Annotated in this window: 14 protein-coding genes; 6 read left to right on the top strand and 8 right to left on the bottom strand. The window is 73.0% G+C overall.

Annotated features, from left to right (window positions below; genetic code table 11):
- Positions 1 to 47: 47 nt before the first annotated feature.
- Both ABB07_RS17905 and ABB07_RS17910 read left to right on the top strand, forming a co-directional pair.
- Complete coding sequence (locus ABB07_RS17905) at positions 48 to 566, top strand: hypothetical protein (RefSeq protein WP_208899642.1); 519 nt, start codon at positions 48 to 50, stop codon at positions 564 to 566.
- A gap of 121 nt (positions 567 to 687) precedes the next feature.
- Complete coding sequence (locus tag ABB07_RS17910; RefSeq protein WP_208899643.1) at positions 688 to 2,739, top strand: NAD(+) synthase; 2,052 nt, start codon at positions 688 to 690, stop codon at positions 2,737 to 2,739.
- 175 nt (positions 2,740 to 2,914) lie between these two features.
- Here the strand turns inward: ABB07_RS17910 and ABB07_RS17915 are convergent, their stop codons facing one another.
- From ABB07_RS17915 to ABB07_RS17925, 3 genes are all read right to left on the bottom strand, one after another.
- Positions 2,915 to 4,126, bottom strand: coding sequence for a PH domain-containing protein (locus ABB07_RS17915; protein WP_208899644.1), 1,212 nt, complete (start codon positions 4,124 to 4,126; stop codon positions 2,915 to 2,917).
- 89 nt (positions 4,127 to 4,215) lie between these two features.
- A complete protein-coding gene (locus ABB07_RS17920) occupies positions 4,216 to 4,401 on the bottom strand; it encodes a DUF397 domain-containing protein (RefSeq protein WP_208899645.1) in 186 nt (61 codons plus the stop codon).
- On the bottom strand, positions 4,398 to 5,183 hold the full coding sequence (locus ABB07_RS17925) for a helix-turn-helix domain-containing protein (protein ID WP_208899646.1): 786 nt from the start codon (positions 5,181 to 5,183) through the stop codon (positions 4,398 to 4,400). The genes ABB07_RS17920 and ABB07_RS17925 overlap by 4 nt, the downstream gene beginning before the upstream one ends.
- A gap of 146 nt (positions 5,184 to 5,329) precedes the next feature.
- On the opposite strand from ABB07_RS17925, the gene ABB07_RS17930 reads away from it, so the two are divergent.
- Positions 5,330 to 5,731, top strand: a complete 402-nt coding sequence (locus tag ABB07_RS17930) for an ATP-binding protein (RefSeq protein ID WP_208899647.1) — start codon at positions 5,330 to 5,332, stop codon at positions 5,729 to 5,731.
- A gap of 20 nt (positions 5,732 to 5,751) precedes the next feature.
- Here ABB07_RS17930 and ABB07_RS17935 read toward each other — a convergent pair whose 3' ends face one another.
- Positions 5,752 to 6,489 carry a TIGR03943 family putative permease subunit gene (locus tag ABB07_RS17935; RefSeq protein WP_208899648.1) on the bottom strand — a complete coding sequence of 246 codons (738 nt, stop codon included), beginning with the start codon at positions 6,487 to 6,489 and terminating at the stop codon, positions 5,752 to 5,754.
- The gene (locus ABB07_RS17940) at positions 6,486 to 7,508 is read right to left on the bottom strand and encodes a permease (RefSeq protein WP_208899649.1); all 1,023 of its coding nucleotides are present in this window, start codon (positions 7,506 to 7,508) and stop codon (positions 6,486 to 6,488) included. Before ABB07_RS17940 ends, ABB07_RS17935 begins: the two co-directional genes overlap by 4 nt.
- Positions 7,509 to 7,662: 154 nt before the next feature.
- Between ABB07_RS17940 and ABB07_RS17945 the strand changes: the two genes are divergently transcribed.
- Positions 7,663 to 9,471, top strand: a complete 1,809-nt coding sequence (locus tag ABB07_RS17945) for an NAD-binding protein (protein ID WP_208899650.1) — start codon at positions 7,663 to 7,665, stop codon at positions 9,469 to 9,471.
- A 21-nt stretch (positions 9,472 to 9,492) separates the two neighbouring features.
- Here the strand turns inward: ABB07_RS17945 and ABB07_RS17950 are convergent, their stop codons facing one another.
- Positions 9,493 to 11,304, bottom strand: a complete 1,812-nt coding sequence (locus tag ABB07_RS17950; protein WP_425264813.1) for a S9 family peptidase — start codon at positions 11,302 to 11,304, stop codon at positions 9,493 to 9,495.
- An 83-nt stretch (positions 11,305 to 11,387) separates the two neighbouring features.
- Here ABB07_RS17950 and ABB07_RS17955 point away from each other — a divergent pair, with 83 nt between their 5' ends.
- Together ABB07_RS17955 and ABB07_RS17960 are read left to right on the top strand one after the other, a co-directional pair.
- Positions 11,388 to 12,227 carry a class I SAM-dependent methyltransferase gene (locus ABB07_RS17955; protein ID WP_244189409.1) on the top strand — a complete coding sequence of 280 codons (840 nt, stop codon included), beginning with the start codon at positions 11,388 to 11,390 and terminating at the stop codon, positions 12,225 to 12,227.
- Positions 12,228 to 12,270: 43 nt separating this feature from the next.
- Entirely contained in the window at positions 12,271 to 13,065 is a 795-nt protein-coding gene (locus ABB07_RS17960; protein WP_208899651.1) for an SURF1 family protein, read from the top strand.
- A gap of 70 nt (positions 13,066 to 13,135) precedes the next feature.
- On the opposite strand, the gene ABB07_RS17965 is transcribed toward ABB07_RS17960, so the two are convergent.
- Both ABB07_RS17965 and ABB07_RS17970 read right to left on the bottom strand, forming a co-directional pair.
- Positions 13,136 to 14,392, bottom strand: coding sequence for a hypothetical protein (locus tag ABB07_RS17965; RefSeq protein ID WP_341845887.1), 1,257 nt, complete (start codon positions 14,390 to 14,392; stop codon positions 13,136 to 13,138).
- Positions 14,393 to 14,520: 128 nt separating this feature from the next.
- Entirely contained in the window at positions 14,521 to 15,201 is a 681-nt protein-coding gene (locus ABB07_RS17970) for a SigE family RNA polymerase sigma factor (protein ID WP_208899652.1), read from the bottom strand.
- Positions 15,202 to 15,480: the final 279 nt, after the last annotated feature.

The raw sequence follows: 15,480 nt of genomic DNA on the forward strand, positions 1-15,480 counted from the left end.
GTATGCGAGGGGCCGCCGTACCCCGCACGGCGCCTAGCGTCGGTGTCATGCGACGGAGCGGACCGCCGGACCCGGCCGGCGACCGCCACTGGCGTGGCAGCGCCCGGCTGGCGTTCACCTGCGCCCTGGCCTTCTGCGCCCTGAGCCTCCTGGTCGACTGGGACGCGGGAAGCCTGACGCCCCCGCGCGCCCTGCTCTGGGCCGCCCTGTCGGGCGCGGTGGGCGCCGTCCTGCTCCCCCAGCGGGTGACCGCGGGCCCCGGCTGGCTCGCGGTCCGCACCCCCTGGCGCCGGCACGTGGTCCACACGGACGCGCTGACCTCCGTACGGCAGTACGACGGCGTCTCCTCCCACCTGGTCCTGCGGGACGTCCACGGCCACCGCCTGGAACTCGACCCCCGTGTCCTGGCGGCCAACCCCCTGCTGTGGCACGAACTCGACACCGGCGTCCGCCGCTCCCTGGAACGCGGCACGCTGCGCCGGGGTGCGGAGGTCCTGCAGCGCCTCGGCCGGCGCATCGACGACGAGACGGCGCGGGCGGTGCTCCGGGCCTCGGGGCTCCGCTGACTCCTGGAGGAGCTGCCCGCTGAAACCCGCGGGCGGGCGGTGGGTGGCCGGGGTCGGTGCCCCGGCATTTAGGCTTCTTCTTGCAGGAAAACCGCCTCGGAAACTCTGGAATGGGGTCCCGTTGAGCTTCTGGTCGATCTACCAGCACGGCTTCGCGCGCGTCGCCGCGTGTACGGGCCACACCGTCATCGCCGACCCGCCCGCCAACGCCGAGGCGGTGCTGCGCCACGCGCGCCGGTGTGCCGAGGAGGGCGTCGCGGTCGCCGTGTTCCCGGAGCTGTGCCTGTCCGGGTACGCGATCGACGACCTGCTGCTGCAGGACGCCATGCTGGACGACGTCGAGAAGGCGCTCGCCACGATCGTCGCCGAGTCGGCCGAGCTGCTGCCGGTGCTGGTCGTGGGCGCCCCGCTGCGCCACCGCGACCGGATCTTCAACTGCGCGGTGATCGTGCACCGCGGCCGGATCCTGGGCGTCGTACCGAAGTCGTACCCGCCGAACTACCGCGAGTTCTACGAGCGCCGGCAGATCGCGGGCGGCGACGACGAGCGCGGCGGAACGATCCGGCTCGGCGGCGCCGAGGTCCCCTTCGGCGTCGACCTGCTCTTCGCCGCGCAGGACGTGCCCGGCCTGGTGCTGCACGCCGAGATCTGCGAGGACATGTGGGTGCCGGTGCCCCCGAGCGCGGAGGCGGCCCTCGCCGGGGCGAGCGTCCTCGTCAACCTCTCGGGCAGCCCGATCACGGTCGGCCGGGCCGAGGACCGCAAGCTGCTGTGCCGCTCGGCGTCCTCGCGCTGTGTCGCCGCGTACGTGTACGCGGCGGCCGGTCTCGGCGAGTCGACCACCGACCTGTCCTGGGACGGCCAGACCCTGATCTACGAGAACGGGGCGCTGCTGGCCGAGACCGAGCGCTTCCCCCTCGGCGAGCAGTACGCGGTGGCCGACGTGGACCTCGACCTGCTGCGGCAGGAGCGGCAGCGGATGGGCACGTTCGGCGAGAACCGCCGCACCCACGCCGCGCGCACCGGCGACTTCCGCACGGTGCCGTTCGAGCTGGACCCTCCGGTGACCGACCTGGGCCTGCGCCGCCGCCTGGAGCGCTTCCCCTTCGTGCCCGCCGACGCCGACCGGCTCGCCCTGGACTGCTACGAGGCGTACAACATCCAGGTCGCGGGCCTCCAGCAGCGCCTGGCGTCGATCGGCGGCCCGAAGGTCGTCATCGGCGTCTCCGGCGGGCTGGACTCCACGCACGCGCTGATCGTCGCCGCCCGGGCGATGGACCGCGCCGGCCGCCCGCGCAGCGACATCCTCGCCTTCACCCTGCCCGGCTTCGCCACCAGCGACCACACCAAGGACAACGCCCACCGGCTGATGCGGGCCCTCGGTGTCACCGCGGCCGAGCTGGACATCACGCCGACCGCGCGGCTGATGCTCAAGGAGATCGGCCATCCCTTCGCCGCCGGCGAGCCGGTGTACGACGTCACCTTCGAGAACGTCCAGGCGGGCCTGCGCACCGACTACCTGTTCCGCCTCGCCAACCAGCGCGGCGGCATCGTCCTCGGCACCGGCGACCTCTCCGAGCTGGCGCTCGGCTGGTCGACGTACGGCGTCGGCGACCAGATGAGCCACTACAACGTCAACTCCGGCGTGCCGAAGACGCTGATCCAGCACCTGATCCGCTGGGTCATCAGCAGTGGCCAGTTCGACGACGAGACCGGCAAGATCCTCGCCGCGATCCTCGACACCGAGATCAGCCCCGAACTCGTACCGGGCGAGGAGATGCAGTCCACCGAGTCGAAGATCGGCCCGTACGCGCTGCACGACTTCACCCTCTTCCACGTGCTGCGCTACGGCTTCCGCCCCTCCAAGATCGCCTTCCTCGCCTGGCACGCCTGGCACGACGCCGAGTCCGGCGCCTGGCCCCCGGGCTTCCCGGAGGCCGACCGGGGCTCCTACGACCTCGCGCAGATCCGCCACTGGCTGGAGGTCTTCATCCGCCGCTTCTTCGCGTTCTCCCAGTTCAAGCGCTCGGCCATGCCGAACGGCCCGAAGGTCTCGGCAGGCGGCTCCCTCTCCCCGCGCGGCGACTGGCGCGCCCCGTCGGACGGCACGGCCCACGCGTGGCTGCGGGACCTGGACCGGTTCGGCCCCCTCGGAGAGGAGGGCAGGCAGTAGGCGGGCCCACCGCCTCCAGGCGGAGCGCCGGAGACGGGCTGCCGCCCGGAGCCGGGCTCGCGCCCTCGGCGGCCGGCGCCCCCGCCGCCCCTCCCAGCAAGGGAACCACGGCAAGACCGGCCACACCCACGGCCCGAACTGCGTTGCGCAACAACGATCCCCCTTATGGCCCGAGCTAGTGCTGCAACGGCGCTCCGAGGTGTTCCGGCGCCGGAAAACGGGTGGCTCGCCAGGCGAGCGCGAACAGGGCGACCGAGACCAGCGAACCCAGGACCAGCCAGGTGATCCGCCCCGTGGACCCGGCCATCCCCGTCGGGTGGAGGTAGCACAGCGGCAGCAGCCAGGCGGCCGTACCGGCCAGCGCGCCCGCGAACGGCAGGACCGACGGCAGCGTCTCGTCGTCGGGCCGCCGGTGCCACCGCCCGCGCAGCCGCAGCAGCACCTGGGCCGCCGGATACCCCGCGGCCAGGGCGAGCACGGCCGCCGCGACGGCCACACTGCCGCCCGTGGTGACGTGCTCATGCCAGACGTACCGCTTTCCGGCGACCTTCATCACCTGTGCGTGCCAGACGGTCAGTTGAACCCGGTCGCCGGCCCGGAACGCCCCAGCGGCATCGTCGGACACCCTCAGCCGGTCGGTCGGTGCGCCGTGGGCGAAGTACAACCAGTTGGGCTGCTTCGGTCCGCGCACCTCGGTCCGGGAGATCACCGCCGGAAAGGTGGACAGGCAGTCGTACGACACGGCGGCGGACGCCCCCGCGGGGCAGGGCGCGGCCACCTCCCAGGCCCGCTGGTACGCCGTGGCGGCCGGTACGAACCACGCGGCCGTACCCGCCGTCGCGAGCAGCAGCAGACAGCCGCACAACCGGCCCACCCGGCCGCTGCCGACGCTGTTGGCCCTGACGTAGCGGATGCGGGTCGACTCGGGAGTGCCGTGCAGAGCGTGCAGCCGACGCAGCTCGGCCAGCCGTTTGCTGAAGGCCAGTTTGCCGTACGCAGCACCGGACGGCTGGGGCAGCAGCAGTCTGCGCCCACCCCGCAGCACCACCATGACCCGCTCGTTCTCCCCGCCCCGGGGCAGGGTCTGCACCCGGACCAGCAGATCCGCGACCTCCTGCCACGGCACGCTGCGGCGGCGCAGCAGCGTCCAGGAGTGCAGCCCGTACGCGTCCGCCCGTGTCCAGCCCGTCGCCAGGTACAGCGACCACACGGCGGCCCCCGCCAGACACAGCCCGAACGTCACCAGCACGAGGGGCAACGCGTCCGCAGGGCCGTCCACGTGCCCCAGCCCCACTCCGGCGAGCAGTCCCCCGCCCACCCCGAGGGGGACGAGCCACCACACGGTGCGCTGCCAAGGGGAACGGTAGACAAGGTCGGAGCGGTTCACGCCCGCGATTGTGCCCCTCGATCACCGGGGTGTTCTTGTGCCGGTTCCGGCAAAGAAGGAGGGTCGGGCGTTGCCGAATGAGCGTCAGGTCACTTCAGGGAGGAGGCGAAGGCGGCCCAGGTGGCGGGGCTGACTTCCAGGGTGCGGTCCGGGGAAGAGGGCTGCTTCGAGTCGCGGATGTGGATGGTGCGCGGGCAGACGGCGACCTCGACGCACGCGCCGCCCTCGTCACTGCTGTACGTCGACTTGAACCACTGAAGCGCCTCGGTACTCATTGCTCTCCTAGTAGGCGGTCGAGCAGGCCCATCGAGTCCTGCGTGGTCAGGGCCTGTGTCCGCAGCATCGCATACTTGCGCGTCAGGCGAGACACCTCTTCTGGGTCAGAGACCCACTGGCTGCCGCGCTGCGACTCGGTGTAGGCGAGGTTCTGGTGGTCCGGGGTTTCGAAGAGGGCGAACGGGCCTGCCAAACCGGCGTGAAAGGGGCTGTCGAGCGACAGAACCTGGAGTGAGACACAAGGGAGTTCGGCGGTTTCGCGCAGGTAGCGCAACTGGTCCCTGCGGACTTCCTCGTCGCCAATCTTGACCAGCAGCGCCGGTTCCCAGACCACGAAGCTCAGTGTCGGCGGACTCTTGCGGCGCAAGATCTCCTGACGGTCGAGTCGCAGTCGTAGCGTCTGCTCCAGTTCCTCCTCCTCGTACGCCGGAACACGGTTCTGCAGTACGGCCCGTGCGTACGCCTCGTTCTGGAGCAGACCCGGGATGACGGCGTTGTCGTACCACGACAGCGCAATGGCCACCTTCTCCTGATCCATGTACTCCTCCGCCCACAACGGAAACTGGTCCACCTCCGGCATGTTCTCCACCCCGGCGGTCAACGTCCCCTTCGTCCCCAGGCGTTCGTCGCACATCTCGGCGATGTTGTACTTCAGCGGGCGTCGGCCCTGTTCGATGCTGGCGAGCGTCTCCTCGTCGATGTGCAGCTCCGCGCTCAGGCCCGACTGGCTCAAGCCCGCCGCGCGCCGGGCCGCCGCCAGTTGACGGCCCAGCATCTTCATGGCCGACTGGTTCTTCCTCCGTTTGGGCGTCATGCTCGCTGAACTCCCCATGCCTGTCCGAACACCACCCCGCACCCACCCGTACAAACAATCCGTACGGGATCACGCACTGATCCAGGCTAGTCACCCTGCGCGACATTCGCCCCGTGAACGCGCACATTGAACTCCCCTTCCAGCGCGACCAGTTCTATGGCCGCGCCCGTCGCTCCGTCCCCGCTGCCAGGCGGTTCACGGACTGGTCGCTGACCTACTGGGGACTGGCCGCATGGGAGCGGAGCAAAGACGTGTCGCTCTGCGTGAGCGAGCTGGCCACGAACGCGCTCGTGCACGGCGTGCCGCCGGGACGGGGTTTCCTCCTGCGCCTGCGCTACGACGGCGCGGTGGTCCGGGTCGAGGTCCACGACAGCGGAACCGGTGTGCCCGAGATCGTGGACACCCCGGACGAGGGCGGGCGTGGGCTGTTGCTGGTGTCCATGCTCGCGGACAAGTGGGGTGTCGGGGAGCGCGCCCCCGGCAAGCTCGTGTGGTGCGAGTTCGTCGCCCCCTGACGACCCCGTGCACGGTCGGCTCAGGTGTTCCAGGTCTCGTCGTACGGGTCGTGCGGAACCGGGACCGGCCTCGTGGAGGTGACCGTGAGGTACGGGATGGGGCCGCCGTTGACCGGGTCGTGGATCAGGCGGGGGCTGTACGTGCCGGTGACCTCCAGCCAGGCGTCCGGGCGCAGGACCGGCGGCAGGGTGCCGGTCAGGGCGATCTTCACCGGCTGGGCGTCCGCGGCACAGCAGTTGAGGGCCATGCGGACCAGGTACGGCGCGCCCGAGTGGTCCAGGGCGAGGAAGCCGGTGACGCGGACGGTGCGGCCCTGCAGGGAGCGGCCGTGGCCGTAGGCGGCGCGGGAGGCGTAGCCGATCACGGAGAGGGGGGCCGGGTCGGCGGCGGGCAGCGGATCGAGGGCGTACGGCTTCTGCAGGGCCGTACCGGAGCGCAGGGCGCTGTAGGAGCCGAGGGCGGGCGGGGCGACCAGGATGAGGGCGAGGAGGGGGAGCAACAGGAGCCAGGAGACGCGGGGTTCGGGGTGCGCGTGTGTCTCCTGAGTCTCCTGTGTCTCCGTCGCGGCGGCGGCCCTGGCGCGCCGGCGCTCGTACCAGACCGTCGCCAGCGCCGCCGCGATCAGTACCGCCCCCGAGGCGAGCAGCAGCGGGCGCAGGCCTCCCTTGACGTACCGCAGGTAGAGGTCGGTGCTGCCCGCGTGGAGGAGGGCGGCGCCGAGCAGGAACATGACGGCGGACTGGGCCTGGCGGTTCACAGCAGCACCGCCCCCGTCACGAGCGCTCCCGCGATCGCCAGCGCGAAGGTGGCCGGGGCGAAGCGGAGGGCGAAGGTACGGCCGAAGGTCCCGGCCTGCATCGCGAACAGCTTGAGGTCGATCATCGGGCCCACCACCAGGAACACCAGCCTGGCCGTCAGGGAGAACTGGGTGAGGGAGGACGCGACGAACGCGTCCGCCTCCGAGCAGATGGACAGCAGTACGGCGAGGACGGCGAGGGCGAGCACGGAGAAGGCGGGGTTTCCGGCCGCCGTGCGCAGCCAGTCCGCCGGGGTGGCCGCCTTCAGCGTGGCCGCGGCCATCGCGCCCAGGACCAGGAAGCCGCCCGCGTGCATGGTGTCGTGCCGCACCGAGCTCCAGAACGCCTCCCCCTTGGTCGCGCCCTCGTGCGCGCCGTGGGCAGGTGGGCGCAGCCAGTCGGTGCGGCCCAGCCGCTGCCACAGCCAGCCCATCGCGCAGGCCACCAGCAGGCTCGCGGCGAACCGGGCCAGCGCCATCTCCGGGTGGCGCGGGAAGGCGACGGCGGTGGCGGTCAGCACGATCGGGTTGATCGCGGGGGCGGAGAGCAGGAAGGCCAGGGCGGCGGCCGGGGTGACTCCCCTGCGCACCAGGGCGCCCGCCACCGGGACCGAGGCGCACTCGCAGCCCGGCAGCACCGCGCCCGCGAGCCCCGCCACGGGGACCGCCAGCGCCGGGCGGCGCGGGAGGGCGCGCGCGAAGAAGGACGGCGGCACGAACACCGCGATCGCCGCCGACAGCAGGACCCCGAGGACGAGGAACGGCAGCGCCTGGAGCGTCACCGCGACGAACACCGTCATCCAGCTCTGCATCAGCGGGGTGCCGAGGAACCCGCGGATCGGGGACTGGGCGAGCACCGCGAGGAGCAGGACCAGCGTCAGCACCAGCGGGGAGCTGAGCCGGCGGCCGCCGTCCGGGCCGGACGGTGCGCCGGCGGCGGCGGCCTTCCCGCCGGGCGGGGCGTCTTCGGTGATGGCCACGGGTGGATACCTCCGGGTCTCCTCGCTGCCTCCCCGTCAGTACGCGCATCGTCCCGCGAGTGTTCACCCCGCTGCCGGAACCACTCCTGTCCTTGGGGCAGTCTTTTCCCTCGTGGCGAGCGTTCCGTATCAAGGTGGGCCCAGTGCCCCGCACATGGTGGTGTGCGGTGACGACGGGCTCGCGCACCGGCTGGCCGCCGAGTTGCGCGGCGTCTACGGCGAGCAGGTCACCCTCGTGGTGCCGCCGAACGAACGCACCGTCAGGCCTCCGGTCGTCGGCCGGGCCCGGTCCGCCTCGGCGGCGCTGTTCGACCGGGTGGTGAACGCCGCGGTGAGCCGGGGCGGCAGCGGCTCGGGAGCCGGGGGCGGGGCCGGGCCGACCGGTACGACGGCCGGCGGCGGCTCCGGCAACGGCGGTGAGGCCGAACGGGTGCTGGAGGCCGCCGAGATCACCGAGTCCGTGCTGGCCCGGGCCGGCGTGGACCGGGCCGCCGCGCTCGCCCTCGTCTTCGACGACGACGAGACCAACATCCGGGCCGCGCTGACCGCCCGCCGGCTCAACCCGCGGCTGCGGCTCGTCCTCAGGCTCTACAACCGGCGGCTGGGCCAGCACATCGAGGAACTCCTCGACCAGGCAGCGGTGTTGGCCGCCGGGGACGGCGGCACCGACGCCTCCACCACCGTGCTGTCCGACGCCGACACCGCCGCGCCCGCGCTGGCCGCCACCGCCGTCGCCGGCACCAGCAAGGTCGTCCAGACCGAGGGGCTGCTGCTGCGGGCCGTCGAACGGCCGACGGCCGGCACCGGACTGTGCACCCTCGCCCTGCTCTCCCCGCCGGGCACGGATCCCGAGGCCGGCGGGGACCAGGAGGCCCGGCTGCTGCCGGACGACGACGAGGTGGGGCGGGCCGCCGGGCGGCCGGCGATGGTGCTGGAGCAGGTGTCCTCGGCGGGCGGCGGCGAGTCGGCCGCGCCCGGCCGGGGCGTGGTGCCGCCGCTCGCCTCGCTGTTCTCGCGGCGGCTGCGGTGGTCGCTGGCGGGCATGGTGGCGTGCGTGGTCGCGCTCGCCGTCGCGCTGTGGCTGGTGACCGGGATGCATCCGCTGAGCGCCTTCTATCTGACCCTGCTGGACCTCTTCGCGATCGACAACCCGGCCATCGGCGCGCCCCTGGGCCGGCAGATCCTCCAACTCCTTTCCGGACTGGTCGGGTTGCTGCTGCTCCCGGTGCTGCTGGCGGCCGTGCTGGAGGCGCTGGGCACCTTCCGCACCGCCTCCGCCCTGCGGAAACCCCCGCGCGGTCTCGGCGGGCATGTGGTGCTGCTCGGACTCGGGAAGATCGGCACCCGGGTGCTGACCCGGCTGCGTGAGCTGAACATCCCCGTCGTGTGCGTCGAGTCCGACCCGGAGGCGCGGGGACTCGCGACCGCGCGGCGGCTGCGGGTGCCGGTGGTCCTCGGGGACGTCACCCAGGAAGGGGTGCTGGAGTCCGCGAAGATCCACCGGGCGTACGCGCTGCTCGCGGTGACCAGCGCGGACACCACGAACCTGGAGGCCGTGCTGTACGCGCGGAACGTACGGCCGGATCTGCGGGTGGTGCTACGGCTGTACGACGACGACTTCGCCACCGCGGTGTACCGCACCCTGCGGGCCGCCTACCCGCACGCCCTCACCCGGAGCCGGAGCGTCACGCACCTGGCCGCGCCCGCGTTCGCCGGGGCGATGCTGGGGCGGCAGGTGCTGGGCGCCGTCGCGGTGGAGCGGCGGGTGCTGCTGTTCGCCGCGGTGGACGTCGCCGGGCATCCCGAGCTGGAGGGCCGGACCGTACGGGAGGCTTTCCGCGCCGGGTCCTGGCGGGTACTGGCGCTGGAGGGACGGACCGACACGGCACCGGACCACGTCCTGGAGAAGGGGGACCGTGTCGTGGTCGCCGCGACCCGCAGAGGCCTGGCGGAACTGCGCTGACCCTCCACGGATCCCGGCTCCCTACCCGCCCAGGTGCCGCGCGGCGAAGTCCATCTCCAGTCTCACCTGCTTGATCCGCTCGTCCACCACCAGGGAGCCGTGCCCGGCGTCGTAGCGGTAGACCTCGTGGGGCGCGCCTCTGGTCTCCAGGCGCTTGACGTAGTTGTCGATCTGGCGGATCGGGCAGCGGGGGTCGTTGACGCCCGCCGAGATGTAGACCGGGGCCTTGACCGCGTCGACGTAGGTGAGCGGGGACGAGGCCTCGAAGCGCTCGGGGACCTCCTCGGGGGTGCCGCCCAGCAGGGTGCGGTCCATGGCCTTCAGGGCCTCCATCTCGTCGTGGTACGCGGTGACGTAGTCCGCGACGGGCACGACCGCGATGCCCACCGTCCAGGCGTCGGGCTGGGTGCCGAGGCCGAGCAGGGTGAGGTAGCCGCCCCAGGAGGCGCCGGTGAGGATCAGCCGGGCGGGATCGGCGAGGCCCGAGGAGACCGCCCAGTCGCGGACCGCGGCCACGTCCTCCAGCTCGATCAGGCCGACCCGGTGCTTCAGGGCGTCGGTCCAGGCGCGGCCGTAGCCGGTGGAGCCGCGGTAGTTGATGCGGATCACCGCATAGCCCTGGTCGACCCAGGCGGCCGGGCCGGCGGCGAAGGAGTCGCTGTCGTGCCAGGTCGGGCCGCCGTGCAGGTCGAAGACCGTCGGCAGGGGGCCGCTCGCGCCCGCCGGCCGCTGGATCAGGGCGTGGATGCGGCCGCCGGGGCCCTCCACCCACGCGTCCTCCACCGGCACCGACGGCGGGCAGGCCATGCCGGGCGGGTCCAGGACGACGCCGCCGGACGTCGAGCGGACCGCGGGCGGCTCGGCGGCCGACGACCACAGGTACTCCACGCTGCCGTCGGGGCGGGCCGTGGCGCCGGAGACCGTGCCGGGCGGGGTGGGGATGCGGGTCAGTTCGCGGCTCGCCAGGTCGTAGCGGAACAGCTCGCTGCGGGCCTCGAAGCCGTGGGCGATGAGCAGGGCCGAGCCGTCCGGATACCACTCGGCGCTGACGTCGCCCGGCAGGTCCAGGGCGAGGTCGGTCTCCTCGCCCGTGGCCACGTCCCACACCAGCGGCTCCCAGCGGCCCCGGCGCTGATGGCCGATGAGCAGCCGGGTGTCGCCGTCGACCGGCGCGAAACCCAGCACCTCCAGGCCCAGCTCCTCGGTGCCGCCCTTGGTGTCGTCCAGCTCGGCGACCGGCGTGCCGTCCGGGCGCAGGACGCGCAGCGCCGCGTGCATGGCGTCGCCGTGCTCGGTGTGCTCGACGGCGATCAGGGAGCCGTCGTGCGAGAGGTCGCCGACGCCCGCCGACTCGCGGTGCCGGTAGATCTCGACCGGGTCCTCGCCCTCGCGCGCGAGGTGGATCGTCGTGCCCTCGTCGTCCGTGGAACGGCCGACGACCGCCGTGCGCCCGTCCCGGGACAGGGCCAGCCCGGCCGGGTAGGACGGATCGAGGCCCGGGACGGCCGGCTCGTCCGCCCCTCCCTCGAAGGGCTGGCGGCGCCAGATGCCGAACTCGTCGCCGTCCTTGTCGTCGAACCACCAGATCCAGGCGCCGTCCGGGGAGAGCGCGCCGTCCGTCGTGCCGTTCGGCCGGTCCGTCGCCTGCCGCTGCCCGCCCGTCGCTCGGTCCCAGGCATACAGCTCGTACGTGCCCGTCGCGTTCGACACGAACAGGGAGCGCTCCGGCGCGTCCTCCGCCCAGTCGGGCAGTGACACCCGCGGCGCCCGGAAGCGCTTCTCCCAGTCCGGCATGCCGGCCGCGTCCGCACCCGGCCCGTTGTTCTCGCTCATCGCCCCAGTCATGCGCCCATACTGCCTGGCCGCGCCGACAATTGGGTGGCGGGTGTGCGCAGCCTGTGGATAACTTTCCGATCATGAGTACCCAGGTCGACCATCACTCCGCCCCCGACGGCTGGCGCGAGGACAACCGGGCCATGTGGGACGAGCGTGTGCCGGTGCACGTGGCCGGTCAGTACTACGACCTCGACGGCTTCCGGGCCCACCCGGACGTGCTGCGGGGCTTCGAGACGGCCGAGGTCGGCGACGTCACCGGCAGGACGCTGCTCCACCTGCAGTGCCACATCGGTACCGACACCCTCTCCTGGGTCCACCGGGGCGCCGCACGCGTCGTCGGCCTGGACTTCTCCGCCCCGGCCGTCGAGGCCGCCCGCTCCCTCGCCGCCGACCTCGGCCACGGCCCCGAGCGCGCCGCCTTCGTCACCGGCGACGTGTACGACGCGGCCGCCACCGTGCCCGAGCCGTCGTACGACATCGTCTACACCGGGCTCGGCGCGCTGTGCTGGCTGCCCGACATCCGGCGCTGGGCACGCACGGCCGCCTCCCTGGTCGCCCCCGGCGGCTTCCTCTATCTCGCGGAGTTCCATCCGATCACCGAGTCCCTGGACGACGCGACCGGCACCCGGATCGTCCGCGACTACTTCGCCCGCGACGCCCAGGTGTGGGACGAGCCCGGCACCTACGCCGACCTGAACGCCCCCACGGTGCACAACCGCAGCGTCCAGTGGCAGCACACCCTCGGCGACGTCGTCTCGGCACTCGCCGCGACCGGGCTGCGCATCGAGTTCCTGCACGAGCACGACGTGTCGCTGTTCCCGCGCTTCGAGAACTTCGAGGTCCGCGACGGCTACCACCGCTTCCCGGCGGACCACCCGCGCATCCCGCTGATCTACTCCCTCAAGGCGAGCAAGGGCTGACCCGCAGGCCGGGGCACAGCACGGGCGCCGTACCGTGGAGGGCGTGTACCGGTTTCTGCTGACACCCCGCTGGTGGGGCATCAACGTCTTCGTGCTGCTCGCCATCCCGTTCTGCGTCTTCATGGGGTCCTGGCAGCTGAGCCGGTTCGAGGGGCGCGTGCACGACAGCCGCACCGCGACGCAGCAGGCCGCGTCCGACCAGCGGGAGACCGCCCGCCCGCTGGACTCGATGCTGCCCGTCGACAAGGCCACCTCGGGCCGCCGGGTCACCGCGAGCGGGCACTACGGCACCCAGCTGCTGGTGCCCGGCCGGCAGCTGGACGGCAGGAACGGCTTCTACGTCCTCACGCTGCTGCGCACCGGCTCCGGCAAGGCGCTGCCGGTGGTACGGGGCTGGCTGCCGGGCAGGGCGGACCCGGCGAAGGCGCCCGCGCCGCCGAGCGGTGAGGTCACCGTCACCGGCGCGCTGCAGGCGTCCGAGACACCCGGGGACAACGGGGTCAGCGCGGCCGGCGGACTGCCGTCCGGGCAGACGGCCGCGATCAGCTCGGCGACCCTGGTCAACCTGGTGCCGTACAAGCTGTACGACGCGTGGGTGACCCTCGACAAGGCCGACGCCGGGATGAAGGCCGTGCCCGCGACGGCACCGCAGGGCACCGGCCTGGACCTCAAGGCCTTCCAGAACCTCGGCTACACCGGGGAGTGGTTCGTCTTCGCCGGCTTCGTGGTGTTCATGTGGTTCCGCCTGGTACGGCGAGAGGCCGAGGCCGCGCGGGACGCCGCGCTGGGCCTGGTACCGGAGGAGTCACCGGAGCCGACGGCAAGTGCAGCTCCCTAGGGGCGCGGGGAACTGCGCGACCAGCCCCCATCGGCCCGCAGTCGAACGACGGCCCGGAGCCGCCTGATCTCTACGCCCCTGCCAGCACGCCGGTGTAGATGACGGTCCCCGCGCACTCCCCCGCCACCGTGGCCGTCGCCGAAGGCGAGCCGCCCTGCGCCGTGTGGGTGATCTGGACGCTCCCGGCGGCCGTGCCGTCCGCGGTCATCAGCTGGGTGGTCGCACCGCCCGTCCCCGCGCTCTCGGTCGAACCGCCGGAGGCGGTCGGCGTCGGATCCGGCGTCGCGCCACCGGTGTCCGAGCCGCCGGTGGTGCTGGTGCCGCCGCCGGTGGTCGGGCAGGTCTCGGAGGGCACGAAGGCGAACTTCTCCTCGTAGGCCGCGCTCGGCTGCAGGACCAGCCCGGTCACCTCCAGGGAGGGGTCGGGCAGTCCGGTCGCCGCGTCCCCGGCCACATGCCGGGCGGTGCTGATCTTGGCCTGGTCGGCCGCGCCCAGGGCGGTCGGGGTGATGGTGCCCGCGCCGGCGACGGTGCAGGCGGTGGAGGAGACGTTGACGACGCGGAAGGTGCCGTAGACCACGCCCGCGCTGTCGGGGGCGTCGGCGGTGCCGGTGGCCGAGCCCAGCTGGGCCGTCGTACACAGCGGGACGCCGTTGGAGGCGACGGTGGCGGAGGGGTTGGCGCCGCCGGTGGCGCCGCCGCCGCTGGCGCCGCCGTCCTTGCCCTTCGTCCCGGGCTTGTCGGGGCTCTTGCCGGGCTTGACGCTCGTGCTGCCGGTGTCCTTCTTGCCGCCCGGGTCGCCGCCCTTGTCGCTGCCCTGCCCGGTGCCGCCCTGGGCCTGGGAGGACTGACCTGCCATGGCGGTGTTGGGGTCGGTGCCGCCGGACTGGGTGACGTGCACGAGGGCGGGGATCGCGGTGCCGATGAACAGGGCCGCGGCGGCCATGCCGACGGCGGCCTGCCGCTTGCGGGCCCGCCGCGCGGGCACGGCCCGGCGCAGGTGGTCCAGGGTGCCGGTGCGCGGCTCGATGTCGTCGACGGCGGAGTGCAGCATCCGGCGCAGGGCCAGCTCGTCGGTACCGAGACCGTCGAGGTCGGCGCCGAGGCCGCCGAGGTCGAACCCGTCCGGATCCGCACCGGGACCGTCCTGCCCCGCACCGCGCCCGTCGCCGGAAGCCGCGCCGAGCCGGTCCGCGCCCTTACCGCCACCGCCGGGACCCTCGCCGCGCCCCTCGGGACCGTTGCCGCGCCCCTCGTGACCGTTGCCGCGCCTCTCGGGACCCTGGTCGAGGCCCTCGGGGCCCTTCTCGTCGGGGCCGTGGTTCACAGTTCCGTTCCCAGCGTGCGATTGCGTGTGGTCTTGCTCATCCCGCCTCGTCGGCTCGTGCCAGGCGAAGGGCTCGTGACGTTCGTGGGAGTGACGTTCATCGGAATCGCCCCCTTGGGCGCGCGCGCTCATGCCGGTGCCTCCATGGCCACCCGCAGCGCGGCGATGCCCCGCGAGCCGTACGCCTTCACCGACCCCAGGGAGATCCCGAGGGTCTCGGCGACCTGGGCCTCGGTCATGTCCGCGAAGTAGCGCAGGACCAGCACCTCCCGCTGCCGGCGCTGCAGGCCCTTCATCGCCTTGATGAGGTCGCGGCGCTCCAGCTGGTCGTAGGCGCCCTCCTCCGCGCTCGCCATGTCCGGCATGGGCTTGGAGAGCAGCTTCAGGCCGAGGATGCGGCGGCGCAGCGTGGACCGGGAGAGGTTGACGACCGTCTGCCGCAGGTAGGCGAGGGTCTTCTCGGGGTCGCGGACGCGCTTGCGGGCCGAGTGCACGCGGATGAAGGCCTCCTGGACCACGTCCTCGCAGGAGGCGGTGTCGTCCAGGAGCAGCGCGGCGAGGCCGAGCAGCGAGCGGTAGTGCGCCCGGTAGGTCTCGGTGAGGTGGTCGACGGTCGTACCGGCAGCCTCGGTCGCCGTGGTCGCCGCGGCCTCGTCGGAGCCGTCACGCTGACTTGGTATGCGGGCGGGCCGCGCTGCGGGCATGGGCGCGATCACCGGCATGCCGCCGGGCGTGCGGGGCCGGAGCGCACGGGGCGGCCGAAGGGCCGCCGCGCCGCGGGCCGCGCTGAGTTCGAGAACCTCTGCCACGCCAGTTGGACACGTCTCCCCCCGCCAGGGTTGTACGTGCCGGGCGTCACATGTGCGACAACCGGCCGAGCCTCAAGTGCCGTCATGCGTCCCGCTCTTCCCCTATGTCCGATATGGGCGGGTGTCCCCACACCCACCCGAGCACGGCGTCCCCACGCCCGAAGAGTGACCGCAAAGACGCTCCCCGCCCTCCGCACGGTTGCGGGGACGGGGAGGGAAATCCTCTGTTGCCTTGAGCAATGATTCAAGTGGTTCGGACCATGCTCCCGGCCACACTTC

It is taken from the genome of Streptomyces incarnatus (genome assembly GCF_001027185.1).
GTDB classification, from domain to species: domain Bacteria; phylum Actinomycetota; class Actinomycetes; order Streptomycetales; family Streptomycetaceae; genus Streptomyces; species Streptomyces puniciscabiei.